The following is an 18,352-nucleotide window of genomic DNA, read 5'->3' as shown; positions in this document are numbered from 1 at the left end:
ACCTACCATTTCCTGAATCTAATAATTAATTATTGTTATTAAAAGTGTGATAGCTGCTGGTGGCTCTTCTTACGTGCGAGCAATCCAATATACAACAGAGTGATGCACAATAGTGTCGGAAAAGCTTTTAGATACGCAAAGTGGTCAAAAAAGAACGTAACTTCCCAGAATATTTTAGCAGCTTCCTCATCCACGCCTAGGCGCTCTAAATTACGAAGAAAGTTTTCCATCAATGCAAAGAAGTCTATAAACACTAACGTTATAGCTAAGAAATATAATGGCCCTTCCGCGTAATTTTTCTCGAATACCGAGGCTGATTTACCACGTGTGAAAAAAACTGAAAGTGACATTCGATACTTGAGCAGAAATAACAGCAGTAGGCTTGAGATTAACTGACCACCGTAGGCATAAATATTCTCGATGTAATAGCTTTCAACCACCGGAAAAACAATATTTTTTAAGTAAAATACAATTACTGCATCTAGTGAAAGCACAACAGCAAAAATCAAAGTTAGCGATAAGCTATTTTGATCTTCTTTACATAAATAAACTAAGACAAAAAGTAAAATACAGGTGATCGGCTCAAAAACTGTAGCACTTACTACCGTAGTCATTAGCAAGGCTAGAATACTCCCTTTGTCCTTCATATTGTCCGGATATAGTCGTGAGAGTGCTTCGGTATCATCTAAAATATCGGCAAGCTTGACTCTGCAGAGGTCAGCAAACTTCATTAACGTACCAAGCTTAAAAGAGCTAACGCCATTGAGGTAGTTGTCTAGCGTTCGCATGCCAATCCCGAGGTGGCGGCATATATCTTCTCGTGACATCCCGCGTTTATGCTTAAGACCCTTTATTAATAGCCCTATACGCTGGCTTACTTCGTACTCTTCTGGCGTTTGCATCGCCCACCATCTCCTTATTCCGTGATTTTCTTATCAACTTATTACTACGCGCTTTGGGGCTGCTGCGTATTTCTTTTCCGTGCGAGTATTCCTGCATAGAGGAGTACTAAACTGAGTAAGATCGGCGGGGCTTTAATGTATTCGTAATAATCATAAAAGAAAGTTAATTCCCAGAATGTTTTAGCGAAATCTTCATCCATACCGATATGCTCTAAGTTGCGAATAAAATTTTCTATCAATGCGCAAAAATCAATGAGCGCTATCATCATTGCTAGGAAGCACAGAGGTGCCTCGATAGGGTTTTTCTCAAAGACATCTTCAGACCTGCCTCGCGTGATAAATACAGCAAATTTCATTCTATATTTAAGTAAAATGAATAAAAGTAAACTTAAAGACAAGTTAGTTGAGAAAGCATAAATATTTTGATAGAAGACATTAGTAACCACGGGAAAAAGAACAAAATGCAGCCAGTAGTTAGCTACATTCGTTAACATATAAACAGTGACAAAAATTGCGACCATGCATTGACTGTTTTTGTCCTTATATGAATAGCAAAGCAGTCCAATTAATAAAAGTAAGAAAACCGACTCGAACAGCATAGCGGTTGTACCTAAGCCGAAAAGCAATGTTAGAATACTGCCCTTGTCCTTCATATTGTCAGGGTACAGTCGTGAGAGCGCTTCGGTATCATCTAAAATATCGGCAAGCTTGACTCTGCAGAGATCGGCAAACTTCATTAACGTACCAAGCTTAAAAGAGCTAACACCATTGAGGTAGTTGTCTAGCGTTCGCATGCCAATCCCGAGGTGGCGACATATATCTTCTCGCGACATCCCGCGTTTATGCTTAAGGCCCTTTATTAGTAATCCTATGCGCTGGCTTACTTCGTACTCTTCTGGCGTTTGCATCGCCCTACACTTCCCTTTAACCAAACCACAAAATTAACTCAAACATTACATTTTGTTTAATATAAAGACAAGTAAATGTTCAGGTCGATTGATGTATAAGTGGCACAAATTTCAAATAAGTAAGAGAAGTATATAAACTATACTTAGTTAGAAGAATAAAGCACTTGTATTCTCTCTAATTGTGGCAGGAGTTGAATATAAAATTTGGACGCAATATCTAAGAGATATTAGATACTGCGTTTATAAAGGATTTAGTTAACTTTGAGTTGGTTGCCTTTTAGTTCTAACTACTAAACCGACATACAACATCATGACACATAGGAGCATAGGAATGGCTTTCAAGTACTCAAAGTAATCGTAGAAGAAAGTAAACTCCCAAAAAATCTTTGCAGTTTCTTCAGGAACCCCTAAATGATCCAAATTACGAATAAAATTTTCCATTAGAGCAAAAAAATCTACTAGTGCAGCGATAATAACTAAGAGATACAGCGGTCCTTCCGCATAATTTTTTTCAAAAACTGTCGGGGACTTACCTCTTGTTAACAAAACTGCAATCGTCATTCTATGTCTTAAGAAAAACAGGAGCAATATGCTAAGCGACAATTGACTTCCGAAAGCAAACGTATTCTGCATAAAGCCTCCTGTCACCGCTGGGTATATAAAGTTTTCTAGTGTGTATACAACCCCGTACGATAAAATAAAAACGATTGCAAAGCACAATGTTAATAATTGACTGTTATCATCCTCTCGTGAAAAACAAACCAGTATTATCAACATCAAGGACATAACCAACTCGATAACAGTAGCGCTCATAGTCATAACTAAAGCCATTGCTACCAAACTGGTTAGTAGAGCTAACCTAAATAAACTTTTCATATATACTTACTCTCTAATTACTGGCTTCACTTAAACATCATCTAGGAGTCAGATTTAGTAGCTTCTGCCTCTACACCCCTAGGAGTCTCTCCTTTTGAAGTACCAATACCTCCGAAAATCTGTTTACACAATGAACGACTAAGGGCTATTTTTATTGGCTTTTTCTGTGCAGCCTTCATTGTTCTTTTCCTCATGTTTTTCTCCATACAGGCCAGAGAGCTTATCTGTATCTTCTAAAATATCTGATAACTTTACTTTACAGATTTCAGCAAACCGAAGCAATGTCCCAAGCTTAAAGGAGCTAGAGCCATTTAAATAGTTATCAAGGGTCCTGTCACCCACACCTAAACGCCGGTTAACCTCTTCTCGGGTCATCCCTTTTTTGCGCTTTAGCCCTAGTATCAATCGGCCGATACGTTGGCTTACCTCGTATTCTTCTGGCGTCTGCATCGCCCCACCATATCTCTCAATCACCCCAACCTAGTTAACCAAAAGTTTACATCCAGTTAAATATAAAGACAAGTAGATGACAGTACTATTTTTAGGTGCACACTCGCAAAACAACCCAAAACAGAAACAAATTTATCATTATATTTGAATTTTTGGTATCAATTGATTCAAGCAACCCTCGCTAAACCTGCTTATTTGTTGTTTTGCAGACCATTAAAATCAATAATTAAAAAACACACAAACTTCTCTATTTTTATGTGAAAATCTTCACATTATTGTGTAAGTGCAGCATTTGCTTTATTTAAAACCTGCTTACGGCGCGCTGTTATTCCTGCGTATAAAACAAACATACAGAGCAGATAAGGCACGGCCTTAATATAAGCAAAGTAATCATAAATAAAGGTCAGTTCCCAAAATGGTTTGGCAACTTCTTCATCTATACCTAAACGCTCTAGGTTACGGATAAAGTTTTCCATCAATGCGGCAAAATCAATCAAAGCTAACGTACATGCGAGTGCATAAAGCGGCGCATCTACTTGGTTCTTCTCAAAAATGCTGGCTGAATTCCCTTTGGTAAACCACGCACCTAAAAACATTCTGTATTTGATCATTAGCGCCAGCAGTAAACTCAGTAACAGTTGAGTTGCAAAAGCATAGATATTTTCAATGTAATAGCTTTCAATAGCTGGGAAGACGACATAATTCAACCAGTATGCAACAACGATTTCTAACGAAAAAGCAAATATAAAAATTGCAACAATGCTCTGACTATTCTTGTCATTACGCGCATAAAACGATAACAAAATAAGAAAAGCAAATAAGGTAAATTCAAGCACCATAACGCCGACAAAATAGCCCGTAAATAGCAAAAAGATATTGCCTTTGTCTTTAATATTCTCAGGATACAAGCGCTTCAGCGCGTCGGTATCATCCAAAATATCAGCCAGCTTTACCTTGCAAAGATCCGCAAACTTTAACAATGTCCCAAGTTTAAATGAGCTCACTCCGTTTAAGTAATTGTCTAACGTGCGCGAGCCTATACCTAAACGTTTACAGACATCTTCTCGGGTCATACCTCTGGTACGCTTTAACCCAAGTATTAACCTGCCTATCCGCTGGCTTACCTCATATTCCTCTGGTGTTTGCATCTGTCCACCATTGTTTTACGTTAGCTCCCTTGAAATTAACCCAAACATTACATTTAGTTAAATATAAAGACAAGCTTCTCTCGATAAATTGCAATGAAAAAACAATAAAACACTCAATACTTCACCAACTTTACGTAATTTGAAACATTTCCATCGTTTTTCACGTTTAACCGCTCTTTAAAGACAAACCTTATTGAGGGTATGCCCCTCATAGCCGTGAGTAATCCGCAGCCAGCGTTTTAAAAAGATCGCTGGGTAAACCAGCTCCTACGAGGAGGTGTATCGCAGGGTAAACCAGCTGCAATATTAAAAGGTGATTGTTATGCTTTACAAAAAAGTACAGTTGTTCTATTTTAATAAAAGTACAAGTGTTCTTTTTTAGAGGTCAGGATGAAATTCAGCTACTTTAACGACAAAGACGGCTCACTTATTACCAAGATAAGTCGGGGTGTCACAGGGCTTATGTGCACGCTTGCGCCACCTATTACTGCGAGGTTAGGCCAGGTACTACTGATGAGTCCGCATGGTAAGCGTCAGTATCAGTTTAAAAATAAAAAACCCAATGGTGAGTTCAATATTCTTACCTCACTTGGTCGCGTTCATGTAAACGTGTTTGGCCTTGGCCCGAAGACCGTCGTATTAAGTCATGGTTGGGCCGATAACAGTAGTTGCTTTGATAATTTGATCCCTGAACTCGTTGCGGCAGGGTTTTGTGTGGTGGCGATTGATCATGTTGGTCATGGACAATCTCATGGCAAGCAAGCCCATTTGCTGGCTTTTGTTGAAGCACTGGATACCCTGATTGAGAAGCTAGAAGCCGATCGCCATGATATTGTGGCTTTGGTAGGGCATTCTATGGGTGCTGTGGCGCTGATGAACTTACCGGATTATCGCCTAGAAAATCGCGTGGTTATTAATGTTGCAACTCCCGTGCAGTTTTTTGAGCTGATGTTTGAGCGCGTTGCGCGAGCGGGCATTTCTGAAAAAATGCTGCACCAAGTGTTAGGTGCTATCACCACAAGGTATGGCACGCATTGGCATTTGATCCGAGATAGATTCCACGACGGTGTACTTAAGTTTGAGCCGACATTTATTCACGATACCGAGGACCGATTTGCGCCATTTGAACACGTAGCGTCGCTTATCGCTGCCACTCCTGAGCGTTTAATCCAAACCTCAGGCCTTGGACATCGCCGCATTTTAGGCGATACTGGCGTTATTCAACGTATTACTCAAAGAATAACTGCATAAGTGATGAATAAAGGCGAGAGAACGAGACAAACCATTTTAGAGCAAGGTATGCGCTTTAGTAGCCAATATGGCTTGATAGAAGTCACTATTGGTTCTATGGCAAAGCTTTGTGGCTTGTCTCGCAGCGGGCTTATCTCGCATTTTGACAGTAAAGAAGATATGCAGTTGGCGATCCTCGATTACTGTGAAGATCAATTTATGCTGCATGTCGTCGCACCGGCACGACACCATGACCCCCTAGTACAACTCAAAATGCTCTTTTCTATTTGGGCCGACTGGACTCGTGAACTATTTAATGAGCCACATTCAACTTGTCCGTTTATCAAAGCGTTGGTTGAGTTTAATTGCCATACAGACAGTCCTATTCATACCAAAGTTACCGAGCAACATAACCGATTATTTAGCTATATTAAGCATAAAATTGTGCAAGGGATAGAAAGCGGTATTTTTCATCCTGAGCTTGATGCGCAGTGCGCGGCGTATGAGCTATACAACTTGTATCTAGGCCATGCGATAGCGAAAAATACGGTACTAACAGAACATGCCAGCGAGTTGTTTAAACGTAATATTGAGCACTTACTTGAAAGTTACCAAGCTGATCCAAAAACACGGAGCGTATCTGCATGATTGAAATAATCTCTACCCCAACCCGCGATATTGTTGAGCAGCTTACTGAGCTATACATCGCGACCTTTTCAGCGCCGCCACGTAATGAAGAAATAGACCAAGCAGCCATTCGCTTACTTATGGAAAAGGAAATCGAAGAAGGCGAAGTACGTGTTATTTTTGATGACTCAACAAAGCAACTTATAGGCAGTTTGTCGCTAGTGCCAATCGCGCATTTTAAAGATAAGGCGCGCTTTGATCTTACGTCAGGCCTATATATTTCGAACTTTATGGTTGATGCGAATATTCGCGGCAAAGGAATTGGCAAGCAATTACTGCAAGACACCTTAGCCGCTACTCGCCAACCTATCCACACTCGTTGTCGAGTAGATGCCTTAGCAGTGAATCATTTATTTCAGCACCATGGCTTTAAATTGATTGCTAATTACACAACAATCATGAATAGCTCGGTTGCGGCGCGTAATATCTACACCTATCAAGCTGAATAATCTGCGGATAATCCTTGGATTGTCATTGTTGATTAATACATTCACTCTTATACTTTGCCAAAGAGTCGTCGTGTAGAGTAATAAGATGCTGAGGTTTTTTTCGATTGAACACGGTGTAATTTCCGAAATGGAACCAAGCACCGACACCCCGATTGAAATAGCAATCAAAAACGCCCATTGGATATATACTATTAATCCCACTGAGGAGGAGCGAGTTACTCTGGCAAACACGCTAAATATTACCCTTCCTGGTGCGGATGACGTAGAGGAAATCGAAGCCTCTTCGCGCTGTTTTATCGACAGCGAAGGTCTGCATGTACACGCTTTGTTTATGTCTCCCAATGACGGGCGTTTTAATACGGTAACCGTGGCCTGCTTATTACAAAAGAACTGCTTGTTAACCATTCGTGATGACGAGCTTGCGGATTTTAGGTTGCTGCGACTGCGTGCGCGTAAAGGGCAAGTGGCGTGCGATAACCCAAAACAGCTGTTAGTGACTTTGTTCGACCAAAAAGTCGAAAACCATGCGGATATGCTTGAGGATATGCACCACCAGCTTGAAAAGCTCAGTGCCTATGTGCTTGAGGAAGAAGACTCAGATCTAGAAGAAGCCGTTAGTCGTATTTCAAGGCTAGAAGATGCCAACGGTAAAGTGCGCTTGTGTTTGATGGATACGCAGCGCAATATCTCGTTTTTAATGCGTCATGTGGGGGTGCAATCTGAGGAGCGAGAAACGCTACGGGAAGTCACACGAGATATCGAAACGCTAATGTCGCACTGCGCCTTTCTCTTCGATAAAGTGAATTTTTTGATGGATTCTACGCAGGGTTTTATCAATATCGAACAAAACCAAATTATTAAAACCTTCTCCATTGCCTCTGTCGTATTTTTGCCACCCACAGTGGTTGCCAGTGTGTATGGAATGAATTTTAATAATATGCCAGAGCTAAACTGGGCTTGGGGCTATCCTTTTGCCATTGCTATTATGCTGCTCTCTGGTTTTGCTCCTTATTTATTCTTTAAACACAAAGGTTGGCTGTGATTTTTGGTTAATCTAGCGGTGTAGCTTCATTTCCAGCAGGCAAGGTGTAAATCCCGCTTTTTCATAAGCACGAATTGCTGCGGCGTTACCACTGTATACATCAAGGTAAAAGTCGTTGACGTTTTGGGTTTTACACCAAGCGATTAAGTGCTCCATGATCTCTTGATTTAAACCTTTACCACGATGCTCCGGTGTTACATACATAAACCCAAGATAACCATGCTGCGTGTGCTGTAGCTGCTGTTTAGACGCCCTTATCTGCACATATCCTGTTGCCACTATTTGCTCTGACACTTCTCCAACAACCAATAAAGAATTCGAACCCGTGAGTAATTTTTCGAGATCATAGTATTTGGCGTCTTGCGATTTGATTGCTGCGTTATACGGACGCTCCGCTTCGATCACTTGCTGTTCTAAGTCTAGAAGTGTGGTTAAGTCGTTGATGGTGGCTGCTCTAATTTTCATATTTTTTTCCTTAAAAAAAGCCACCTTAGCTTAACTAAGGTGGCAAAGCCACTATCTACAGTGTTAAAAATTGTCAGGGACTACATGAGTTAGCTAAGTATTAATGGTCGTGAGACTCCTCTGCTGCAATACCAAGCCATACTAGTTTTTCTGGTACGTAATCTAGTTCAAACGTGTCTACTAGTTTGGCTTCTTCTAAATCAAACTTTTTGATTTGTTTTGCAATTGGATCGCTCACATATACCGCTTGCTCTGAATGAGAAAATGTAATTTGGAAGCCATGACCTTCTGGCATCGTAGTTAAATCAGCATCACTTACTTGTACTTCACCTGCGGCTTCAAAATGGTGCTCGCCATCATGCTCATGACCGGCAAAAATGCTGAGTTTACCTGCAGTATCCATCACCACAACATGCTCACCCGCAAAGCTAAATCCAAAACTAGCAATGCGATAGTTATCACTTACTTGCCATTCAAGCTTCTCGATATGGCCATGCTCTGGGTCAACCATCAGCACATCATTACCTGCTGATGCAATAAACTGCTCTGTATCATGGTGGCCTTTAAGGGTGCCAATTCGCTGTCCGTCAGCAAAGTAATCTGGATTGGCTAGTTTTACTGCACTAAAGCTTTCGCCTTGCTGAGTGATAAGCGCAACACCGTCACCGCAACCAAATGCCACTGCTTCTTCATTTTGTGCGCTGCCGTGAAGTGCAGGACAGCTTACGTTAAATACCTGCTCTTGATGAAAATGGTCACCATGCGCATGATACAAACCAATTTGCGAGGGTAGAGAAGTTTCAGTTTGAGGGTCTCTGATCGTGCTAATTAGAAATTCGCCTCTAGCTTGCGCCGCACCGTGCATGTAAGTGTCGTAATGTAATGCAGCAACTTCGCTTTGCTCGCCGCTAATATGCGCTTCACTAAACATTGCAGCACTGGCATTCTGTTGGCTGTCTTTGTCGCCATCAGAGAATACAGCAATACCCGACTCACCCACTGTAACGTGTGTTGGCTTCACTGATTCTAAATGGAACGAAGCAAGTGCAGGCGCCTCTTCATGAGTATGGTGATGGTCGCCATGCTCCTCTTCATATAAACCACCATCAATAAATTCTACTAAACCTTGGTCACGTTGTACCAAGACAGCAAAGCGGTGATTTTCAGAGCTATATACATATTTTGGATAGTGGGTAACACCAATTGAGTCGAGAAGCGATTTATCCGCCGTTGAGTACACATTCACAACGTTACTTTCAGCGCTAGTGACTAACAGGCGACCATTTACGTCTGCTATAGTATCTCCATGATCGTGATCATCATGACCATCGTTATCATTGCCATTATCTTGCGCTGGCGGGTCTACTTTTACGATTGTGTGTTCAGTTCCACCACATGCAGAAAGAAGAATTGCGGAAATGGCAACTGCCAAAAGTTTACCTTTTAATACCATGAGAGAGATCCTATTTTTATTTATGTTATACCATAACTTTAAATATGTTATCTTATAACAAATTTAAAAACAACACCTCGACTAATCACCTATTGACTATTTTACACACAAACCCAATAGTGAAGTATGAAATCCAATTGGCATTACCAGACAAAAGCCACACTCTAAATAACCTGAGCTGCGGATAATTAATGCCTTTCTAGCAGCAATGAGTTGGAACATTCCTTATCCAAACCTCAGGTTAAATAACAAATGCCTTGATGTAACACTCCGGCTATATAAAAAGGACTACTTAATGGACTATTTGGTTGCTATCACTTTATTTGCTATTGCGTCTTCCGTAACGCCAGGGCCAAACAATATTATGGTAATGACGTCTGGTGTTAATTTTGGCTTAAAGAGGAGCATTCCGCTGTTAAGCGGTATTTGTGTTGGCTTTTCGGTTATGCTTTTGCTGGTCGGCTTAGGTTTTGCGCGGCTATTTGAGCTATTTCCTAGTTTGCACTTTATTTTAAAGTGCATTGGCGTCATTTATCTTCTATATCTTGCTTACCTTGTCGCGATATCTTCACCCACAACTGATGCAGACTCAAACCCTCAACCTTTTTCGTTTTTAAAAGGCGCGCTATTTCAGTGGGTAAACGCAAAAGCATGGATTGTAGCAATAGGTGCTATTTCAACTTATACCTCCGCTGGCGCAGACTTTATGAGTCAAAATTTGATGATCACCATTGTCTTTCTGTTGGTGTCATTTCCTTGTGTTGGGATCTGGTTGGTGTTTGGTTCGTCGCTGAAACATGTATTAAAAAATGAGCAAAGCCTTAGATGGTTTAATTTTGTGATGGCTACATTACTTGTGCTTTCAGTAATGCCAATTGTGCTGGAGATCTTTGCAGGATAATCCCCTGCAAAGATTACCGTGTTATTGTTACTTGTTGTCCGCTTTTTACCGACGGGCAATCACCCACACTGCATGCACAATTCCTGGTATATAACCCAACAATGTAAGCAAAATATTTAACCAAAAAGCCCCGCCAAGACCGACTTGTAAGAATACACCAAGTGGTGGAAGCAGAATTGCAATGATGATCCTCAATAAATCCATTGTTCTCTCCTAAAAGTTATAGACGCTTTCATTCTGCATGGGTTATGCCAATTCAAAGGAATGCCTTTTGCATTAACCCAATAACAGTATAGGAGATAAAAAATGCCAGATTGGATTAATCTTGATTTAGCACTCATTTGGTATCACTTTTACCAAATTATTTTTGCGTTTTTACTTACATTACCTTTGGCTATTAATAGAGAAAGTAGTTCCGATAGCGCGGGGCTTAGAACGTTCCCATTAGTCGCTATTTCCTGTTGTGCTTTTATTTTAACAAGTATGGACGTCTTTGAATCACATGAAGCACAAGCAAGAGTAATGTACGGTGTCATTACTGGAATTGGCTTTATTGGTGGCGGCTCTATTGTGAAAAATGATAATTCCACACATGGTACAGCAACCGCTGCAGGTATTTGGTTAACCGGGGCAATAGGGATCTCAAGCGCATACCAACGATATGAAATCGCAATTGTATTAAGCGCGGTTGGGTTTTTGGTGTTTCGCTTACTAGAGCCTTATAAAAAACCTTCGAGCTCTCAATAGACTTACGTTGAACCTTTCGTTCTTTTGCTTGAGACTTGGCGCTTGAGCTCTAACTTTTCACCAAAGAAGTACTCGTAAGCTAAAATAGCGATAAAATAAAAGAATCCAAAAACGCTGATATCGATAAGCAATTTACCGAAGTCAAAGGGATCTTCGAATAAAAAATATTCAAAATCAGTAAGATAAAAAACTAATTTAGTCAAAAAAAGTGCGGGTAAAAGTGAAATAACAAATTTCAAATTAATGTCCTTTTAATTTGCCTGAGGTACTATCCGAAGTGCAGTTTACCTGCTTTCTTCCTAGATTGCACGCAATATACATTTTATTTCGATAGTTTACAAAGAGTTACTATCTTATTAGCTGAGCACTAAGCTCAGCTAATAACGAAACATCAAAACTTGATAATAGTTGAAACCGCTTCCTCGTTTGCCGTTTCAATAGACATTTTCAGTTCACGATTTTGCCAATCTATATCTATCAAGCCGTAGTTACTGCCCGATTTATTAATCAAATGGCGGTTAGATGTTGTTAACTTTGCGATGTCTTTGCTTATTGCACCAACTCGTCCGGTTGGAATACTGGCACCTGCTGGCGCACAGTTACCCCACTCACCTTCGATGCCTTTTTGGTTATCATCCACTTGGGTATAACACCAAGGCTTATCGTTGTCTCGCGTGATACAACCTTGGTAGGTTACACCTGCATATTTGAACGGTAACTGACATGCTTTGGCAAAATTGCCATCCCCTTTGTCATCTGCGTAAATCGGTAACCTTAATGGATTTTCGATATGATAAGGCCAGTTTTGACCAAACCCCGATGCCGTCACTTCGTAGACATTAACTGCTTGACCATACGCGCTGCTTGCTGGAATAGTTTTTTGCAAAAGCTCTCCCCAATGCTGATCGCCAGACAAAAACACAACGGCCTTAGTCTTACCTTCGTTCACTGATTTCTGTACCAACCTAAGCAAACGCTCTCTTTGCGCTGGCATTTCAGCCCAAGACTCATAACTAGTGCCAGACATATTTGTTTCTTCTAATGACGCGATGGCAGCATTAAATGTTTTGCCGTCTCCATAAGCACAGTAGTTAGTTTTACTTCTGCCTTGATGCAGCGGAGGCAGTACTTGAATGCCGCTTGCAATGAGCTTGATTTCTGATGGTTTTTGTAACTCTTGCTCAAGCCATTGCCACTGCGCCTCTCCCAATATGGTGCTACTTTCACCTTCACACGCACCGTAACTTGAAAAGGTTGGAGAGCGGAAGTAACGGGCATCCAATGTGATCACATGTGTGGTTTCGCCCGAGCCACCCAGCATTTTGGCTTCGTAAATACCAGCTTGACCGTTTAGTCTTGGGTCAGCCTTATCAACATCAAAGTGGCGTAAGTATTCTTTCTGTGCGTTTACTCTCTGTGGATAATGTTTGCCTTCATTGTTCCAACCAAAATCGTGGTCATCCCAAATCGCCATCACTGGGATCTTAGCCTCTAAAAACTTGCGATATTCACTATTGTTCTTTTTATCATCGTACTTCTGGCGCATCACTGCCATATCGGTGGTATCTGCGTAGATATTGTCCCCTAACCAAAGAAATAGGTCCGGTTGTTGACCAATTAGTTTAGCGAGCGCTTCGGGCATATCTCCTTTGGTTTTGAAACATGAGCCAAGTGCAACTCTATCTAATCGCTTACTTTGTAGCGGTTGAGTGTGAGCTAAAAGCGCTGGCGGCGCTTCTGGCTGGCATTCTTCCCAGCCGCCTTCTTCAATATAGCACCAAGGTGCGGTGTGATTTCGGGTTGTACAGCCATAAAATTTTTCACCCTGATACTCCGATGGCGTTTTACACGCTTTTCCGGTTACTGTTTTGAATTCTGGGATGGTTTCTGTTCTGACATGACCCCATGTTGCGCCTTCAATGCTTTGTTTTAAATAGCACCACTGCGAACCTGAATTATTTTTATCCGTCGTCCCTTGATACTGTGCGGCTAGATAGTTAAAAGTAGATTTACAAGACTCGTAGTGAACTTCAGGTTCTGCATTGGCGACGCTGCTCATGAGCATCAACACGGCTGGCGTGAGAGTATAAGTTTTCATCGTTTCCTCGGTATTTGAATGTTGGCATCCTTGCTAGTTTTCCTTGCGGGAACGGAGTCTAATTCGGCAATGTTAAATTTTAGTTTAATATTTATTTCAAGTTCACATTTACTTCCGCATTCATGAAATAATACGAAAGAAGCTCAATTAATGAGCCACAACTAGGCCTTATGGCAAGTGGTTAATAAGCCAATCAATAAATACTTGGATCCGAGCTCTTTTTGGTGAATAAGGATCAAATAACACATAGCGTTGCCATACCACAGGGTGAGGGATATCAAAAAGCTGCACAATAAGTCCAGCTTGTTGAAAGTCTAAAAATAGCTCTTTGGAGACGATTGCCACACCTTGGCCTTTAAGCGCCGCACTCAGTGCCATATCATTAGAAGAGACTCGAGTGTGTGGGCCTTTGGCACAAATACTTGAGCCGCATATCCCCTGAGACTCAAACCACTGCTCCCAGCTTACTTTGTCATCGTCGTGGTGGATAAGATTGCATCTTGCTAAATCGCTCGGAGATTCAATATGCAGCGCTTCTTTATAGCTTGGTGAGCAAACAGGATAGTTACTATCTTCCCCGAGATATAACTGCTCAAGTCCGGCTGGGCACGCTAACTCTCGCTTGGTAGAAAATCGGATCGCAACATCAATATGGTTTAAGCGAATATCTTCAAAGCGATTCGAGCCGAGCACACGAATTTGGATGTCATCATGAGACTCGTAAAACGAGCTTAGGTTAGGCATTAGCCATAAAGAGCAAAAAGACTGGGTTGACGTGATAGTCAAGCTACCGGCCAATTCTTGGGTTTGAATTTGATTTAATCCCCCAATAATGCGCTTAAACGCACTTTGAGTAGACATTAACAACACTTCGCCGGCTTCAGTTAAGTGCATATTGCGGCCTTTTCTTACAAAAAGCTTAACTGCAAGTGCATTTTCCAGTTGGCGCATTTGTTGACTTACTGCCGCTTGCGTAATGTTCAATTCGAGTGCAGCTTGAGTGTAACTTTGGAGCCGAGCTGCACTCTCAAAACAGCGTAGTGCACTTAAGTGCCTTAACCTCTTATCCATAAGCTCAACTTATATTAATTGTAATTAACTATCGTTGGTATCCTGCCATATTTTGACCCAAGATACAGTCATAAATTACTTAACCTGAACTCAGGTTACTCACTACGACGACAGGAGCAACAATGAATTATTGCAAACCAAAACCAAAGTCACAGTTATTACACTGGTTAAATATAATCGGAGCCTATCTGAAGTTAGAACACACAGTGAAACATAAGTAGTTTCAATATGTGGGAACATAATCAAGTACGGTGGAGCCTGTTACAATTTTTGTTACACAAAAAGTCGACTAGCCCACCGCTACAAATCATTGATATTAATTAACATTTTAAATATTGATCGGATAGTAAACCTTTATCCACACTCTTTTTGCAACAAGTTTTGTTAAAGTAAATGGAACATTGCGCTCATTATGTTTTGTTCACACCTAGTGACAACATACAGCACATTGATTAGCAATATAAACCAACAATAACAAATATGGACAAAGGATTTTTATGCTATCTAAATCTCTGATATGCAGTGCTATTTTACTAGCTACTAGCGCTTCTGTTGATGCCCAATCTAATGCTGAACTTCATCGTTTAGCCACCGTAGCTAAACCGATAGAACAAGCAGTCACATTTAACTTAGATCCATCTAAGGAGCGTTTTTCAGGACACACGACTATAAAACTTGAGGTGCTCAAAGCCACTCAGTTTATTGAGCTCAACGGTTTAGACTATGCGATCAACACTGCTGAGTTAGTCGGAAAAGCGTCGTGTGAGCTCAGAGATAAAATGCTCGAAACCGGTAAAGTGAGATTGAGTTGCGAAAAAACACTGCAACCGGGTCGCTACACGCTTACTATTGACTATACCGCCCCTTACAATCGCAACAGCGTCGGTCTCTATAAAACCATAGACAATGGCGTGCCTTACTTATTTACTCAGTTTCAGATGAGTGATGCAAGAAGAGCAATACCAACGTTTGATGAACCTGAGTATAAAATTCCATTTCAACTCACTATTACCGCCCCTGACGATCAAAAAGTATTCGCCAACACGCCTGTTTTAGAGACCAAAAAGTCAAATGGCATGACCACCCACTACTTCGACAAGACGCCGCCCCTTCCTTCTTATTTAGTTGCCTTGTCCGTTGGTCCATTCGAAGTACTTGATGTTAAAGGGATGTCGGTTCCAGGTAACATTATTACCCCACAAAAGAAATCAAATCTTGCCGCTTATTCCATCGAAAACACGCCAAAGATACTCAAAGCACTTGAAGACTATTTTGACTTACCCTATGTCTATAAAAAACTAGACCAAGTCGCAGTCCCTGAATTTCCGTTCGGAGCAATGGAGAATGCAGGCCTTGTGACTTACCGAGAAGACATATTACTTATCGATCCAGCAACGTCGACAAGACAAGCCCAAACTTCGCATGTAAACGTTATTGCTCATGAGCTTGCACACCAATGGTATGGTAATCTAGTTACGATGAAATGGTGGAATGATCTGTGGTTAAACGAAGCATTTGCCACTTGGATGGCTGCAAAGATCACATTACAGTTGTTTCCTGAGCTAGAGACAAATTTATCCTTATCTCAACACAGGGCCATGCCCTATGACGCTCAAGCAACTACCTCACCGATCCGCAAACCGGTTATTACAGAGTCTGACGTAACAGACGGTTTGGGACTTGCGTACAGCAAAGGTAGCGCGGTACTTTACATGGTTGAGCAGTGGCTTGGGGAAGCGGTATTCAAGCAAGGCATGCGCAATTATATCCGTAAATTTGCTCATAAGAATGCAGAAGCCAAAGATCTGTGGAATGAGCTGGGTAAAGTCTCTAATAAAGATGTTGCGACAGTGCTAGACTCATTTGTATCACAAGCTTCATTTCCGCTTTTGACGATTAAGTTAGATGGTCAGAATGCCACCTTATCCCAACAACGTTTTGTAATAAAAGGGCAAGAAGCGGCAGCACAAACTTGGCATATCCCCATCACACTGCGCTATGGTAAAGGTGACAAAACGGCCACTAAGACAATACTTCTAGACTCCAAGAAACAACAGATTAAATTAGACTTTGAGCCAGAGTGGATCTTACCAAACGACAATGCGACAGGTTATTACCGCTGGGATCTTTCTGAGTCTCAACTCGCAAGCCTAATATCACATGCCCCAAACAAGCTAAACGAGCGGGAGAGATTAGACTTACTAAGCAATGTTGACGCGCTGATGGAGTCTGGAAAAATAAACGCCAACGCGTTGATGTTAACGCTCAGTGAGTTTATTAACGACACTCATCCCAAGGTAGCAAAGGCCGCTCTTACTCAATTACTATCACAACATAAACAGTATGAAGACGATTCAAATAAGCTACTTTGGAAAAAGCTTTTTACGACTTATGTTGAGCCTGCGTTTTCTCGATATGGACTTGAGGCAAATGCAAATGAACCAGCTGCCACATCGGAAATACGTGCAGCATTGGTTAGAGCACTGGCTTTCGAGACCAAGCATCAAACCATTATTACGCATGCCAAAAAACAAGCGAGTTTATATTTAACGTCACCTGATATAGTTGACCCCTACTTGGCGAGAAGTTTCCTGCAAATAGCCGCTTACTACGGTGATGCTGAGCTGTTGAAGTCGTACAAAAAGGTTTTTGAAACTACTAATAACCCAACTCAACGTACTAATCTATTGCTTGCCATGGGTTATTTTGGTCCTCAAGAATTGCAACAACAAGTACTAGATTATGCCCTAAGCGAGCATGTAACTGCCTCCGACTTTAATTACATATTAAGCGGGAATGGTAAAGGCGATGAGCGAAAAGCGCTTTATCAAAAGTGGTTTTATCAGCACTTTGAGCGCTTAAAGGAACGCTTCCCTCCTTTTGCCAAGCCACAGCTACCTTTTTACCTATTTTCGTACTGTGACGCAGATGCGCTAAAACAAGCGCAGCAGTTTTTTGGGCCAATGCAAAACGAGATAGAAGGCTTAAGTAAATCACTTAAGCAACTGGAATTGGCAACAAATACCTGCATTATGCAAAAGCAAAGAGAGCTGGCTTCAGTTAACCAATTTTTGAATAATCTGTAAAAGACTCCAACCAGTTGTGGCGCTTTTGGCTTTTGCTGGGCGCCACTATTTTTTAGGATAAATATGTTACGTTCATTTTTATTATTGCTATGTCTACCATTCACCTTGGCCGCTGAAACCGTGATTGATCCCGCTCGTGATAGAGCAATTCCTGTAGAAATTCATCAACCATCCAATACCGATAACTGCTCAACTACAGCGCGTTGTCCCGTTGCACTGCTAAGCGCCGGTTATGGAGTCTCACATACCGAATATCAATTCTTAGTCAAGACGCTAAACCAAGCAGGATATTTGGTTATTACTGTAGGCCATGAGCTTGCAACTGATCCTCCTCTTTCCGTCGAAGGGAACTTATATGAAACACGCGCAGAAAACTGGCAACGGGGCGCTGATACGCTAGTGTTTATTCACGATTACTTTAAGCCAAAGTTCACCACCTTTGATTTTGAGCATGCCCTTTTAATTGGCCATTCTAATGGCGGTGACATTTCAGCATGGTTAATCAATCACGGCGCTATATTTGTAAACCAAATCATCACGCTAGATCATCGCAGAGTGCCATTACCGAGAAGCCTTGATGTAAAGGTATTGTCGATACGAGCAAGTGACTTTCCAGCGGACAAAGGAGTATTGCCAAGTCGTGCAGAAAAGCAAAAATATCAGGGTTGTGTTGTCACGATAGCGAATGCAAAACACAACGACATGACTGACGAAGGTCCGAGCTGGCTAACAGACAAAATAGCACAAATTTTGGCTGATCATTTAGCTGGAAAACCTTGCCTAGGGAATGAAAAAGTAAAAGACCAATAGTCGCAAAACACAGAGAGAAATGAGGAAAT

Annotated in this window: 18 protein-coding genes and 1 pseudogene; 8 read left to right on the top strand and 11 right to left on the bottom strand. The window is 41.3% G+C overall.

What is annotated here, in order from left to right:
* Positions 1-38: 38 nt before the first annotated feature.
* The 5 genes and pseudogenes from PPIS_RS21435 to PPIS_RS21415 form a co-directional block, all read right to left on the bottom strand.
* A complete protein-coding gene (locus PPIS_RS21435) occupies positions 39-902 on the bottom strand; it encodes a helix-turn-helix domain-containing protein (protein WP_010369854.1) in 864 nt (287 codons plus the stop codon).
* Between the two features lie 44 nt (positions 903-946).
* A complete protein-coding gene (locus PPIS_RS21430; protein WP_010369857.1) occupies positions 947-1,810 on the bottom strand; it encodes a helix-turn-helix domain-containing protein in 864 nt (287 codons plus the stop codon).
* A gap of 255 nt (positions 1,811-2,065) precedes the next feature.
* A complete protein-coding gene (locus PPIS_RS21425) occupies positions 2,066-2,686 on the bottom strand; it encodes a hypothetical protein (RefSeq protein WP_010369860.1) in 621 nt (206 codons plus the stop codon).
* 177 nt (positions 2,687-2,863) lie between these two features.
* Positions 2,864-3,136, bottom strand: a pseudogene (locus PPIS_RS21420) (helix-turn-helix domain-containing protein); the annotation flags it as partial.
* A gap of 272 nt (positions 3,137-3,408) precedes the next feature.
* Complete coding sequence (locus PPIS_RS21415) at positions 3,409-4,284, bottom strand: helix-turn-helix domain-containing protein (protein WP_010369864.1); 876 nt, start codon at positions 4,282-4,284, stop codon at positions 3,409-3,411.
* Between the two features lie 390 nt (positions 4,285-4,674).
* Here PPIS_RS21415 and PPIS_RS21410 point away from each other — a divergent pair, with 390 nt between their 5' ends.
* The 4 genes from PPIS_RS21410 to corA all read left to right on the top strand — a co-directional run bounded on the left by PPIS_RS21410 (position 4,675) and on the right by corA (position 7,692).
* Positions 4,675-5,535, top strand: a complete 861-nt coding sequence (locus tag PPIS_RS21410; RefSeq protein WP_010369867.1) for an alpha/beta fold hydrolase — start codon at positions 4,675-4,677, stop codon at positions 5,533-5,535.
* 3 nt (positions 5,536-5,538) lie between these two features.
* Entirely contained in the window at positions 5,539-6,162 is a 624-nt protein-coding gene (locus PPIS_RS21405; RefSeq protein ID WP_010369870.1) for a TetR/AcrR family transcriptional regulator, read from the top strand.
* The gene (locus PPIS_RS21400; protein ID WP_010369873.1) at positions 6,159-6,650 is read left to right on the top strand and encodes a GNAT family N-acetyltransferase; all 492 of its coding nucleotides are present in this window, start codon (positions 6,159-6,161) and stop codon (positions 6,648-6,650) included. The genes PPIS_RS21405 and PPIS_RS21400 overlap by 4 nt, the downstream gene beginning before the upstream one ends.
* An 85-nt stretch (positions 6,651-6,735) precedes the next feature.
* On the top strand, positions 6,736-7,692 hold the full coding sequence (gene corA / locus PPIS_RS21395) for a magnesium/cobalt transporter CorA (RefSeq protein ID WP_010369875.1): 957 nt from the start codon (positions 6,736-6,738) through the stop codon (positions 7,690-7,692).
* A gap of 12 nt (positions 7,693-7,704) precedes the next feature.
* Here corA and PPIS_RS21390 read toward each other — a convergent pair whose 3' ends face one another.
* Both PPIS_RS21390 and PPIS_RS21385 read right to left on the bottom strand, forming a co-directional pair.
* The gene (locus PPIS_RS21390) at positions 7,705-8,157 is read right to left on the bottom strand and encodes a GNAT family N-acetyltransferase (RefSeq protein WP_010369877.1); all 453 of its coding nucleotides are present in this window, start codon (positions 8,155-8,157) and stop codon (positions 7,705-7,707) included.
* A 100-nt stretch (positions 8,158-8,257) separates the two neighbouring features.
* Complete coding sequence (locus PPIS_RS21385) at positions 8,258-9,589, bottom strand: YncE family protein (RefSeq protein ID WP_249031270.1); 1,332 nt, start codon at positions 9,587-9,589, stop codon at positions 8,258-8,260.
* Positions 9,590-9,905: 316 nt separating this feature from the next.
* Between PPIS_RS21385 and PPIS_RS21380 the strand changes: the two genes are divergently transcribed.
* Positions 9,906-10,511 (top strand): LysE family translocator, encoded by a 606-nt coding sequence (locus PPIS_RS21380; RefSeq protein WP_010369883.1) that lies wholly within the window; start codon positions 9,906-9,908, stop codon positions 10,509-10,511.
* 45 nt (positions 10,512-10,556) lie between these two features.
* Here PPIS_RS21380 and PPIS_RS21375 read toward each other — a convergent pair whose 3' ends face one another.
* Entirely contained in the window at positions 10,557-10,715 is a 159-nt protein-coding gene (locus PPIS_RS21375; protein ID WP_010369885.1) for a YqaE/Pmp3 family membrane protein, read from the bottom strand.
* Positions 10,716-10,817: 102 nt separating this feature from the next.
* Here PPIS_RS21375 and PPIS_RS21370 point away from each other — a divergent pair, with 102 nt between their 5' ends.
* Positions 10,818-11,258, top strand: coding sequence for an MgtC/SapB family protein (locus tag PPIS_RS21370; RefSeq protein WP_010369887.1), 441 nt, complete (start codon positions 10,818-10,820; stop codon positions 11,256-11,258).
* A 2-nt stretch (positions 11,259-11,260) separates the two neighbouring features.
* Here the strand turns inward: PPIS_RS21370 and PPIS_RS21365 are convergent, their stop codons facing one another.
* The 3 genes from PPIS_RS21365 to PPIS_RS21355 all read right to left on the bottom strand — a co-directional run bounded on the left by PPIS_RS21365 (position 11,261) and on the right by PPIS_RS21355 (position 14,427).
* Positions 11,261-11,497, bottom strand: a complete 237-nt coding sequence (locus PPIS_RS21365; protein ID WP_010369889.1) for a hypothetical protein — start codon at positions 11,495-11,497, stop codon at positions 11,261-11,263.
* 152 nt (positions 11,498-11,649) lie between these two features.
* Complete coding sequence (locus PPIS_RS21360; protein WP_010369890.1) at positions 11,650-13,356, bottom strand: alkaline phosphatase D family protein; 1,707 nt, start codon at positions 13,354-13,356, stop codon at positions 11,650-11,652.
* A 168-nt stretch (positions 13,357-13,524) separates the two neighbouring features.
* Positions 13,525-14,427: a LysR substrate-binding domain-containing protein gene (locus PPIS_RS21355; RefSeq protein ID WP_010369893.1), complete on the bottom strand. Its 903-nt coding sequence runs from the start codon at positions 14,425-14,427 to the stop codon at positions 13,525-13,527.
* 497 nt (positions 14,428-14,924) lie between these two features.
* On the opposite strand from PPIS_RS21355, the gene PPIS_RS21350 reads away from it, so the two are divergent.
* Both PPIS_RS21350 and PPIS_RS21345 read left to right on the top strand, forming a co-directional pair.
* Positions 14,925-17,513 (top strand): M1 family metallopeptidase, encoded by a 2,589-nt coding sequence (locus tag PPIS_RS21350; RefSeq protein ID WP_010369898.1) that lies wholly within the window; start codon positions 14,925-14,927, stop codon positions 17,511-17,513.
* Positions 17,514-17,576: 63 nt separating this feature from the next.
* The gene (locus PPIS_RS21345) at positions 17,577-18,323 is read left to right on the top strand and encodes an alpha/beta hydrolase (protein WP_010369900.1); all 747 of its coding nucleotides are present in this window, start codon (positions 17,577-17,579) and stop codon (positions 18,321-18,323) included.
* Positions 18,324-18,352 lie beyond the last annotated feature (29 nt).

The organism is Pseudoalteromonas piscicida, from assembly GCF_000238315.3.
In the GTDB taxonomy this organism is placed as follows: Bacteria; Pseudomonadota; Gammaproteobacteria; order Enterobacterales; family Alteromonadaceae; genus Pseudoalteromonas; species Pseudoalteromonas piscicida.
This window is presented reverse-complemented; position numbering and strand designations above follow the sequence as displayed.

Excerpts from the sequence above, each read along its gene's own strand:
- PPIS_RS21375 (WP_010369885.1), bottom strand. The coding sequence starts at position 10,715 with ATGGATTTATTGAGGATCATCATTGCAATTCTGCTTCCACCACTTGGT.
- PPIS_RS21410 (WP_010369867.1), top strand. The coding sequence starts at position 4,675 with ATGAAATTCAGCTACTTTAACGACAAAGACGGCTCACTTATTACCAAG.
- PPIS_RS21355 (WP_010369893.1), bottom strand. The coding sequence starts at position 14,427 with ATGGATAAGAGGTTAAGGCACTTAAGTGCACTACGCTGTTTTGAGAGT.
- PPIS_RS21405 (WP_010369870.1), top strand. The coding sequence starts at position 5,539 with ATGAATAAAGGCGAGAGAACGAGACAAACCATTTTAGAGCAAGGTATG.
- PPIS_RS21370 (WP_010369887.1), top strand. The coding sequence starts at position 10,818 with ATGCCAGATTGGATTAATCTTGATTTAGCACTCATTTGGTATCACTTT.
- PPIS_RS21360 (WP_010369890.1), bottom strand. The coding sequence starts at position 13,356 with ATGAAAACTTATACTCTCACGCCAGCCGTGTTGATGCTCATGAGCAGC.
- PPIS_RS21380 (WP_010369883.1), top strand. The coding sequence starts at position 9,906 with ATGGACTATTTGGTTGCTATCACTTTATTTGCTATTGCGTCTTCCGTA.
- corA (WP_010369875.1), top strand. The coding sequence starts at position 6,736 with ATGCTGAGGTTTTTTTCGATTGAACACGGTGTAATTTCCGAAATGGAA.
- PPIS_RS21430 (WP_010369857.1), bottom strand. The coding sequence starts at position 1,810 with ATGCAAACGCCAGAAGAGTACGAAGTAAGCCAGCGCATAGGATTACTA.
- PPIS_RS21425 (WP_010369860.1), bottom strand. The coding sequence starts at position 2,686 with ATGAAAAGTTTATTTAGGTTAGCTCTACTAACCAGTTTGGTAGCAATG.
- PPIS_RS21390 (WP_010369877.1), bottom strand. The coding sequence starts at position 8,157 with ATGAAAATTAGAGCAGCCACCATCAACGACTTAACCACACTTCTAGAC.
- PPIS_RS21400 (WP_010369873.1), top strand. The coding sequence starts at position 6,159 with ATGATTGAAATAATCTCTACCCCAACCCGCGATATTGTTGAGCAGCTT.
- PPIS_RS21435 (WP_010369854.1), bottom strand. The coding sequence starts at position 902 with ATGCAAACGCCAGAAGAGTACGAAGTAAGCCAGCGTATAGGGCTATTA.
- PPIS_RS21345 (WP_010369900.1), top strand. The coding sequence starts at position 17,577 with ATGTTACGTTCATTTTTATTATTGCTATGTCTACCATTCACCTTGGCC.
- PPIS_RS21415 (WP_010369864.1), bottom strand. The coding sequence starts at position 4,284 with ATGCAAACACCAGAGGAATATGAGGTAAGCCAGCGGATAGGCAGGTTA.
- PPIS_RS21350 (WP_010369898.1), top strand. The coding sequence starts at position 14,925 with ATGCTATCTAAATCTCTGATATGCAGTGCTATTTTACTAGCTACTAGC.